Origin of the sequence: Cyanobium sp. Cruz-8D1, assembly GCF_024345975.1 — a bacterium.
Taxonomy (GTDB): domain Bacteria; phylum Cyanobacteriota; class Cyanobacteriia; order PCC-6307; family Cyanobiaceae; genus Cyanobium.
Genome location: NZ_JAGQCD010000014.1, coordinates 82,132 through 91,988 on the forward strand (window position 1 = coordinate 82,132; position 9,857 = coordinate 91,988).

The 9,857-nt window shown below is 61.9% G+C and carries 6 protein-coding genes and 1 pseudogene; 4 read left to right on the top strand and 3 right to left on the bottom strand.

All coding sequences use genetic code 11. The features are described 5' to 3' along the window. The first annotated feature begins 2 nt into the window (after positions 1-2). Entirely contained in the window at positions 3-275 is a 273-nt protein-coding gene (locus KBZ33_RS10570) for a hypothetical protein (protein ID WP_254952463.1), read from the top strand. Then, positions 272-1,021 carry an ATP-binding domain-containing protein gene (locus KBZ33_RS10575; protein ID WP_254952461.1) on the top strand — a complete coding sequence of 250 codons (750 nt, stop codon included), beginning with the start codon at positions 272-274 and terminating at the stop codon, positions 1,019-1,021. Before KBZ33_RS10570 ends, KBZ33_RS10575 begins: the two co-directional genes overlap by 4 nt. A gap of 28 nt (positions 1,022-1,049) precedes the next feature. On the opposite strand, the gene KBZ33_RS10580 is transcribed toward KBZ33_RS10575, so the two are convergent. Further along, positions 1,050-1,268 carry a hypothetical protein gene (locus tag KBZ33_RS10580; RefSeq protein WP_254952460.1) on the bottom strand — a complete coding sequence of 73 codons (219 nt, stop codon included), beginning with the start codon at positions 1,266-1,268 and terminating at the stop codon, positions 1,050-1,052. Between KBZ33_RS10580 and KBZ33_RS21825 the strand changes: the two genes are divergently transcribed. Continuing rightward, positions 1,185-1,751, top strand: a complete 567-nt coding sequence (locus KBZ33_RS21825; protein WP_396108341.1) for a transposase — start codon at positions 1,185-1,187, stop codon at positions 1,749-1,751. The two genes, KBZ33_RS10580 and KBZ33_RS21825, sit on opposite strands and share 84 nt — an antisense overlap. A gap of 58 nt (positions 1,752-1,809) precedes the next feature. Next, positions 1,810-2,931: a GGDEF domain-containing protein gene (locus KBZ33_RS10585; RefSeq protein WP_254952458.1), complete on the top strand. Its 1,122-nt coding sequence runs from the start codon at positions 1,810-1,812 to the stop codon at positions 2,929-2,931. A 170-nt stretch (positions 2,932-3,101) separates the two neighbouring features. Here KBZ33_RS10585 and KBZ33_RS10590 read toward each other — a convergent pair. Both KBZ33_RS10590 and KBZ33_RS10595 read right to left on the bottom strand, forming a co-directional pair. Next, positions 3,102-3,720, bottom strand: a pseudogene (locus KBZ33_RS10590) (photosystem II q(b) protein); the annotation flags it as partial. Between the two features lie 92 nt (positions 3,721-3,812). Further along, the gene (locus KBZ33_RS10595; RefSeq protein ID WP_254952456.1) at positions 3,813-9,578 is read right to left on the bottom strand and encodes a PAS domain S-box protein; all 5,766 of its coding nucleotides are present in this window, start codon (positions 9,576-9,578) and stop codon (positions 3,813-3,815) included. Between the last annotated feature and the right edge of the window lie 279 nt (positions 9,579-9,857).

The following is a 9,857-nucleotide window of genomic DNA, read 5'->3' on the forward strand; positions in this document are numbered from 1 at the left end:
CCATGGCCGTTCTCACTGCCCCCGCCGCTCCTCTTTCCCCGGCTCTCCCCCAGGCCGCCGGGCCGGCCTGCACCCTGCAGCGCACCGGCTCCCTCTGGCAGCTGGGCATCGAGGCCCAGGAGCTCACCACCGCCATCGCTCAGCTGGCTGAGCAGCTGGAGGCCGACGACGACACCCGCGCCCAGCCCCCCTCGGCGAGCTCGAGGCTGCCCTGCTGGCCGAGGAGGGCAACAAGACCGCCCTCGCCGCCAAGGCCGATGCCACCTGCTGGGTGATCGAGCATCTGCGCGGCCAGGCGGCCTACCGCCAGCAGCAGGCCAAGCGCCTCACTGAGCTGTCGAGATCCGATGCCTCCCGGGCCGACGCCCTCGAGGACTCCCTGGTCCTGGTCCTCACCCGCCTGCAGCCGTCGGCCACCCGCTTCTCCTTCCCGAATCACGAGCTCACCTCCCGTAAGTCCCAGGCCGTCGAAATCGACGACGAGGACGCCCTCGATTCCCAGTGGCTGAGCTTCACCACCACCAGCAAGCCGGACAAGGCCGCCATCAAGGAAGCCCTCAAAGCAGGCAGAGAGATCACCGGCGTCCAGCTGATCTCCCGCCGCTTCGGCTGGCGCTTTGCCCCGGCCGACAAGGTGATGCAGGTGGCCAACGACTACGAGAAGGAGGTGTTCAACGGTGATGTCGGCACCGTGGAAACGATCGATGCCGATGCCAGTGAGTTGACGGTGCGTTTTGACGGCCGCGAGGTGACCTACGGCTGGGGGGAACTCGACAACCTGGTGCCCGCCTACGCCTGCACGATCCACAAGAGCCAGGGCAGCGAATACCCCACCGTGGTGATCCCTCTGCTCACCCAGCACTACCCCATGCTGCAGCGCAATCTGGTGTACACCGGCATCACCCGCGGCAAACAGCTGGTGGTGCTGGTGGGGCAGAAGAAGGCCTTGGCGATGGCCGTCAAGAATCACCTGAGCCGTAGGCGTTACACCAAGCTGGCGGAGTGGCTGGGACCATCTTGAGAACCGTCTGCCGGGATGGCTCAGATGGTCATGGCTCAGCCAGAGCCGCGATCGCAGCAAGCGTCTGCCGCAAGTCCGGCAGTCGTTGCTGGCTCGCCTGATCACCTGGGAGGAACGCAGGAAGTGCCTCCATGAATGCGGGGGTCGCCAACAAACCGTTGAGTTGTGCCGCAAGCGCGTTGCGCAGTTCAGGTGGGCTCAGCGGACACTCCTCCAGCAGAGACTCGGGACCATCGACCACCGCCATCAGATCCTCCAGCGCGCAGTGGATCTGAGCTGCGAGCTGGGTGAACGAACGCCGTGGGCCCAGACGCTGCGCACCTGCCGGCAGCTACTGCAACGACGAGAAGGCCTGTGGTCCTTCCTGGAGAAGGAAGGGATCGAGCCCACCAACAACGCCGCCGAGCGTGCCCTGCGCCATTCAGTCATCCAGCGCAAGATCAGCCATGGCGTCCAGTCCGCCAGCGGTGCCGTTTGCCGCAGCCGCCTGCTCATGGCCACGACAACGCTCAGGCAGCAGGGCCGGGATGTGTGGGAGCTCCTGGAGCAAGTCTGGATTGCCCATCACCGCGGTGGCGTAATGTGCCATTACTGCTGCCAGATCGCTGAGGCAGGAATCCGTGGCAACAGACAAAGATGGCTTATGCCTGAGGAGCCATCTGCTGACAATTGGCGCGGCTGGGTCTCCCGCCCTCTGAACGGGTACGAGTACGGAAACCTGCGGATATAGTAAACTAACTCATCTCGAAGGTGGTCGGGAGGCAAGCACCAATCTGCAACTCAAATGCATGTCGATTGATCAACAATTCAATACAACAACACTCAGTCCTGGGGAGCGCTGGAACCGGCTCCGCAATGTATTTATCGATCAAGCCCTTAAGGCTTGGATTGCTTATATAGCTTTTGCGCTTCCCATTTCCCTGTCTCGGTCCCTGACATCGGGATGGCAACCTCTTTATACGATTCATATCATCTTGGCAGCCTTTTGCTTATGCTTTTACTTGGGGCGTCATCGCATCCCATTCGGCATCAAGGCGGCGACCCTGATCTCAGTTTATTGGCTTCTGTCTATAGGTGGTCTGTTAACGTTTGGCTTGGCAGGAGGCGGAGTATTTTTCCTGGTTCTCATTAACTTTGTATCGGCAGCGATCTTCCCGCCTCGTACCACGATAATTATGGCAATTGCGTCGCTAGCACTGCTTGCGACCATTGGACTTGGAGTCGTTTCGGGCAACATCCATCTTGCGGTTGATACCGGCAGCTATGGCATTCAATTTTCATCCTGGGCCACTGTATGGGCGTCTCTCGGAGCTGCATTGTACACAACATTTTATTCCATGAGTGTTTTACAGCACTCTACCCACGGTCTGCTTCGAGAAATACATGAGCAGCAAGTGCGCATCATCCACCTAGCAAATCACGATCAATTAACAGGACTGCCTTTAATGAGACTAGCGGAGGACCGATTTGAAGTTGCGTCGCGTCGCGCTGAACGTAACAACAAGAAGGTAGCCGTACTATTTGTCGATCTGGATGCAATGAAAACGATCAACGATAGTTTTGGCCACGATACTGGCGATCATGTCTTACGAGAAGTAGCCCAACGCATGTGTCATACAGTTAGGAATGATGACACCGTGGCTAGAATAGGTGGCGACGAATTTCTGGCCATCTTAGGCGATGTGAGTGAGAGGGAAATCGCCGCAAGCATTGCCAACAAGTTTGTTTCGGCGCTGACGCTTCCCATTCACCATGGCGATCATTCAATCGTCGTGGGGGCAAGTGTTGGCATCTCCCTATTCCCCGATGATGCTAGTGACCTGGATACATTAAGGAAGCTTGCAGATGAAGCCATGTACAAAGTCAAGCAATCAGGGAAAAGCAACTTCATGTTCACAACCCCTGCTTAGCAGCTGCTATCTGGGTCCGCGTTCTAGGGCTTCTCAGAAAAGCCAGACCCTTGGCAGTCCAACTCTGATAAGGGCCTTGAGAAGCCGCTGGCCCGCTCTGCGAGCCCAGTGCGGTGGGCTAGGGATAGAGCTGAAAGCCCCAGAGATTTCAAGCGAAGGGCCACAGGGCCTCAGCCGATGGCGGGAGCCGTCAAAGCCACGGGGGTGGCGCTGGCAGCCGCCAGGTCGAGCGGGAAGTTGTGGGCATTGCGCTCGTGCATCACTTCCATGCCCAGGCCGCCGCGGTTGAGCACGTCGGCCCAGGTGTTGATCACCCGGCCCTGACCGTCGAGGATCGACTGGTTGAAGTTGAAGCCGTTCAGGTTGAAGGCCATGGTGCTCACGCCCAGGGCGGTGAACCAGATGCCGACCACCGGCCAGGCCGCCAGGAAGAAGTGCAGGCTGCGGCTGTTGTTGAACGAGGCGTATTGGAAGATCAGGCAACCGAAGTTGTCAGCCGTGGGCAGCCACAATGTTGTGGGTCTCTTCCTCTTGGCCGAACTTATAGCCGTAGTTCGGGGACTCGCTCTCGGTGGTTTCTTGCACCAGGGAGGAGGTCACCAGCGAACCGTGCATGGCGGAGAACAGGGAGCCACCGAACACACCCGCCACCCCCAGCATGTGGAAGGGGTGCATCAGGATGTTGTGCTCAGCCTGGAACACCAACATGTAGTTGAAGGTGCCGCTGATGCCGAGGGGCATGCCGTCGGAGAAGGAACCCTGACCAAAGGGGTAGATCAGGAACACGGCTGGCCACCTTGTCCTCCAGCGTCTGGTCCCAGTCGGTGCGGGTGTTGACCTTCACGGTGGTGAAGATGCGGGGGCAGCTCGAATACCGCTGGTCAATCACCTACGACACAGTTGCGGCCAGCCTTCTTGGCGGCATACAGGCGGTTGTCAACACGCAGAAGCCAATCCGCGAAAGACTCCTGCCCTCGGCGCTGAGCCACCCCAAAGCTGGCTGTCACGGTCCCCGCAACCGAGAAGGGACTGCCGACGATCAGCTGCTTGAGTTTATCGGCCAAAGCCCTGGCTGTCTGGGCATCGGTATGGTCGAGGAGAATCAGAAATTCTTCACCGCCCCAGCGCCCCAAGCCATCACTGCTGCGCAGCTGCTTGCGAAGGCGCTGGCAGAACGCGATCAGCACCTGATCACCCACCGGGTGGCCAAAGTGATCATTGATGTCCTTGAAGTCATCAACGTCGCAGAGGATCAGCGACAGGGCCTCGCCATAGCGATCCGAATGAACCATCGCTTGTTGGATGGTGGCTTCCAGATGGCGGCGGTTCCAGATTCCTGTGAGCCCATCGGTGGTGGCCAGGGCCTGGAGCTGTTGGTTGACGGCCGTCAGCTGTTGCTCGTAGTACTTACGCTCGCTGATGCTGCGGCTCACGCCCAACAGTTTCTGGAACTGGCCCTGGCTGTCAAAGGTTGGCAACGCCATCACCTCAGTCCAGATGGTGGAGCCATCGCGGCAGTAGTACTCCAGCTCTCCCCGGAACGGTTGCGGTACCCGGCCCGCCTCAAGATCCGCAAGCATCTGCAGAAAGTAGGACTGGGAACGCTGCTGCGACTCTGGGGTCAGGATCTCCTGAAGGGTTTGCTGCATCGCCTCCTCAGGGGTGAAACCGCGCAGCAGCTGAATCGATGGGCTCACATAACTGATGCGTCCATCGCGCTCCATGGTCCAGATCACATCGCGGGCGTTCTCCGCCAGCAATCGATAGCGCTCCTCGCTGATGCGCAGCTCCTCCCGGAGCTGACGCTGGATCGTAATATCCCGCGTGATCCCGACAATTTCGAGGAAGTTACCATCTTTGGCAAAGATGGATGTGGCCTTGGCATCCGTCCAGACCGTACTGCCATCCTTGCAATATTCTTCCAGTTCCGCATGGAAGACCACAGGACGGCCAGCGGCCACGTCGTCGCGAGCCTTGCTCAGCCCCTCAGCGACGAGTGCGTATGAAGCCGGGGTCAAGGTTTGATTGAGGGGGAGAGCCATGATCTCCTCGGGCGAAAAGCCACGCAGCTGCTGGACTGATGGGCTGAGGTAAGTAAGTTGCCCATCAAGAGTGATGGCCCACACCACATCCAGCATCTGATCGGCCAGGCGCCGGTGGCACTCCTCACTGATTCGCAGCTCCTCCCTGAGTTGGTGTTGGAGAGTGATATCTCGCGAGACACCGGCAATTTCCAGAAACTCACCCTTCTCGTCATAGAGGCTTGTTGCCTTCACATCGGTCCATACCGTGCTGCCATCTTTGCAGTATTCCTCCACCTCAGCATGGAAGTTCACGGGGCGGCCGGCCGCCACATCCTCCCGGGCCTGACGCAGGCCATCCAACACGATGGCATAGGAATCTGGCGTGAACTGCTGCTCCAGTGGGGTGGCCATCAGCTCCTCGGGCATAAAGCCGCGCACACGCTGCAACGATGGGCTGAAGTAAGTGAACTGCCCCTCCAGATTGATCGCCCACACCACATCCAGCATCTGATCGGCCAGGCGCCGATGCCGTTGTTCGCTCAGTCTCAGTGTCTCTTCTGCCTGCACCATCTCGTCAATGAGACGGAAGCTGGCGACGGCACCCTCCACGATGCCCTTGCTGTTGACGTAGGGCCCTGCGTGGGTTTCGATCCAGTAGAGGCTGCCGTCTTTGGCGTAGATCTGCTCGCGAGCGATCACGCGACGGCCGTTGTTTTGCAGGGTCTGGAGATTGGCTTTGTAGCGCTCGGCTTCACCGCCATGCACCAGGAACTTGGTGCCAATCTGGCCGATCCACTCTTCCGGCAGCCAGCCCAGGGCGGTGGTGAGTGAAGGCGACACCCAGACGATTCGCCCGGCGCTGTCCAGCCGAAACACCACATCGCTGGAGTTCTCCGCCAGAAGGCGGAAGTGCTCCTCCGAGGCCGCCAGCTGTTTCGTGGCCTGGCGAAGCTCGGTGATGTCCGTGGAGAAGCCGATCAGGCAGTCCTCCTGGCCCGGCTGGCGATAGAGCAGCTTCTTGGAGAGGAAGACTCTCTCTGCACCGTTGGGCAGAGGGAGGTGTTCCTCACGCCAGAGGGGTCCACCGGTGCTGAACACCTGCTCATCGAACTCCTGAATCGCCTGGGCTGCCTCCGGCGCCAGCAGTTCGGCATTCGTGTAGCCAACGATGGACTCCAGTCCATCGTTGAGGTATTGCATCGCATTGGCGTTGGCATACAGATAACGGCCCTGGCGGTTTTTCATGTACACATGCGCATCGATATGGGTCAGCACCGCGTTCAGCAGCGACCGCTCCTGCGCCAGTTGCTCCAGGGCTTGCTGCTGGTCGCTGATGTCCATCAGCACCCCTTCCCACACCGTGCTGCCATCGGCCAGCTCGCGAGGCACCGATTCGGCGCGGACCCAGCGGACCTCGCCGCCTACCAACACCCGGCACTCGCCGGCAAACGGCTGCTTCCTGGCGAAAGCCTCCGCATGGCGCTGTACCCAGGCGTCGTAGTCGTCGGGGTGCACGCAAGCAAAGACCTTGAGGGGATCGGCGGCGGCCTCCTCCCGCTTGAGCCCTGACATCTGCAGGAAGCGTTCGCTCATGAACGCGAACGACGCCAAGACCCCGTCCGGTGGCTGCACCATGGTGTACGTGCCCACCGGGATGGCCTCGGTGATCGCCAGAGCGTTCTCGGCCAGACTGGCTCGGGCCTCCTGCAGTTTACGTTCAGCCTGGCGCCACTCGGTGATGTCCAGCACGGAGAGCACCAGCTCATCGCCCAGCACCACCGCACTGAACAGGGCATCGTGCACGCGGCCATCGGCGGCTGTGACCTGTGCCTCGATCGGCGCCACCACCCCGGTGCTCTGCCTGGCCCGCGCAACACCGGCATCCCAGGCCTGGAACAGCGTCTCTCGCTGGCGGCGATCCGGATAGGCCAGGCGTGCCCAGTCGGAGAGGTTGGGGATCGTGCCCAGGTCGTAGCCGAAGCTGCGGATGAACTGCTGATTCACGTAGGTGATGCGCGGGTCATCCCCCCGCAGATCATTGATCGCCATCGCAATGGGGGCTTCATCGAGAAGGCGGCGCAGGTGCAGTTCCTGGCGCTTGCGATCGGTGATGTCACTGATCACCCCCTGCCAGATGCAGGTGCCATCGGCCTGCCGCAGCGGCGTTGCTTCCAGCAGCACCCAGGTGGTGACCTGCCTGCTCTGCAGTCGCCCTTCCCAGGACAGCGGGGTGCCCTGAGCCAGGTGGGTCTGCGAGCTGGTGATCAGAGCGGCCCGATCGTCGGGATGGAGGCGCTCGAGAATCGAGCTGACATCCGCCATGATCTGGTTGCGTTCCAGCTGGAGCATCTCGAGCCAGCGGCGACTGACAAAGAGAACGTGAGGGTTGCCTTGCGGATCGAACCGCAGGGCGAACAGGCCCACCGGCACGTTGTCAGTGACGGCCAGGGCCCAACTGCGGGTGCTGGATCCCAGCGGCGAAGCTGCAGGCGGTGTGCTGGGCCCCACAAGTGGGACGGGGGTGTTCTGCCAGTGGCTGAGCGGAGCGGCCTTGCCGAAATACCACCCCTGGCCGTAGCTCCAGCCCAGGTTGCGCAAGCAGACGGCTTCCTCTGCACTCTCGATGCCCTCGGCGACGGTCTCGAGCCCGAGGCCCTCGGCCAGGCCAGCCAGGGCCTGGGCCAGCCGCACGCTCTTCTGATCCCCATGGCGCAGGCCCTCGGTGAAGGAGCGATCGAGCTTCAGGCCGTGGATCGGCAGGTCGCGCAGATGGCTGATCGAGGAAAAGCCCGTGCCGAAGTCATCCACCAGCCAGCGAACACCCAGCTCGGCAAGACCTCGTATCGTCTCCTTGACAGTCCCCAGCTTGAGCAGGCTGGTTTCGGTGATCTCCAGGTGCAGGCGGTGGGGGCTCACTCCGGCCGCTTGGAGCCACTGCTGCACCTGCTCCACCAGGTCGGGCCGGGCCAGAATCTCGGCACTCAGGTTGGCGGCCACGCTCAAGGGCGGTGGGAGCTCCGCCAGCGCTGCGATGCTCTGGCGCAGCATCAGCAGATCAATCTCCTCAGCCATCTGGCCACTGCGGGCAACCGGCAGGAACGTGTCGGGCATCTCCACGCGGCCATCGGGACGCGGCCAGCGCACCAGGGCCTCATAACCCCACAGGGAGTCGTCGCTGAGATTCACCATGGGCATGAACCACGCCTGCAGCTCCCCGGTCTCCAGGCCCTGGCGCAGCTCCTGCAGCAGCCGCAGGCTCTGCTGGGCCCGCGCCGTCAGCTGGGGATCGGCACATTCGCAGCGGTCCCGGCCCAGGGTCGCCGCCTCACACATCGCCAGTGAAGCATCACGCAGCAGATCATCGGCTGTTGGACCGTTGCCGGGTTCAGAGCCGGGATCGTGCTGGGCGATCGCCAGGCCGATGCTCACCGAGGGTTCGATGGTCTGCGTCTCGTAGCGGATCGGACCTTTGCTGGCCAGCCGCAGCCGCTCGGCGATGACACCAGCCTCTTCCGGCGAGGCGAGCTGGTCCAGGAGCACGATGAAGCTGTCCCCCATGCCCCGGGCCACCTGTTCGGGTTGCTTCAGGGACGTCACAAGCCGCCGCGCCACGGTGGCAATCAGCAGGTCACCGGCCCGATGGGTGAGGGCGTGATTCACCTGGGAGAGGCGATCAACCCCCACGCTCAGCACCGCCGTTGTGGTGAGCTTCTTGCCGTTGGCCAGGGCGCCATTGATCCGCTCGAGCATGACGCTGCGGCTGGCCAGGCCGGTGAGGGCGTCGGTGTGCAGGGCCTGATCAAGCTGCTCGCGCATCTCCACCTCAGCCTGAATGTCGCGCCAGCCGCTGATCCAGCCGGTCCAATCCCCGGCGCTGTTGTTCACCTGCCGCGCCTTCATGCTCATCCACAGCCAGGCTCCATGGGCACAACGCAGCCGCAGCTTGAGCAGCACCGAGGCGTGACTCCGGTCCAGCAGTTCCAGCAGCTTGGGCTGATCGAGGGGATGGATGACCGCCTCCAGTCCCTGGTTCAACAGCTGCTCCGGTTGCCAGCCCAGGCAGGGCTCCACCGAGGGAGACAACCAGATGATGCGGCCCTCGGGATCCAGGCGGCAGGCCACATCGTCGGCATTCTCCGCCAGTTGGCGGTTGTGCTCTTCCTGCTCGGCCAGCGCCAGCCGCTTGGGCTGAGCTTCACGGATCGCGACAATCTGCACGATGAGCAGGCACTGCCCACCGTTGCGCAGGCAGGACACCGCCAGCTGAGCCCAGATCAGGTGGCCATCGGCATGGATGTAGCGCCTCTCCCTCTCAAAGTCCTCCCGCCGGCCCGCCACCAGCTCCTCCACCAGCTCGAGGATCTCAGGCAGGTCGTCGGGATGGGTGACATCCCTGAGCCCGATCAGGCGCAGTGTGGCCTCGTCGTGACCGAGCATCCGGCAGAGGGCCGTATTGACTTCCAGGAAGCCCCCTTCCGCGCTGACCAGCGCCATGCCGATGGCCGCATGGCGTAGGGCTCGCACAAAAAGCCGGAGTTGATCCAGGTCTTCCCAGGCCTGAGCCCCTTCCGCCCTGGGATCCCCTGGAACAGAGCCAGTAGCAGCGATCCCCTGACGATCCATTGAACGAAGGCCTCCAGCGGTGGCAGTGGTGGGGTTCCCACGGTTTCGTGGACAGGTCTCAGGGCTAAACAGGGGTGAGTTTAGGGCTAGAGACGAACTGCTGTTCGTAGAAGATCGGACTGAGGTAGCCGATCGTTGAATGACGGCGCTCGGGCCGCGTCCCTTTGCGTGGTGTAAATCCCGAGGCCCGAATGCCCTGATCAGAGGGTGAACAGAGTGGAATGACGGGCTGTCATTCCGGAGGTGCAGATGCGCCTCTTGCAGTCACGATGAAACGGG

Excerpts from the sequence above, each read along its gene's own strand:
- KBZ33_RS10570 (WP_254952463.1), top strand. The coding sequence starts at position 3 with ATGGCCGTTCTCACTGCCCCCGCCGCTCCTCTTTCCCCGGCTCTCCCC.
- KBZ33_RS10580 (WP_254952460.1), bottom strand. The coding sequence starts at position 1,268 with ATGGCGGTGGTCGATGGTCCCGAGTCTCTGCTGGAGGAGTGTCCGCTG.
- KBZ33_RS10585 (WP_254952458.1), top strand. The coding sequence starts at position 1,810 with ATGTCGATTGATCAACAATTCAATACAACAACACTCAGTCCTGGGGAG.
- KBZ33_RS10595 (WP_254952456.1), bottom strand. The coding sequence starts at position 9,578 with ATGGATCGTCAGGGGATCGCTGCTACTGGCTCTGTTCCAGGGGATCCC.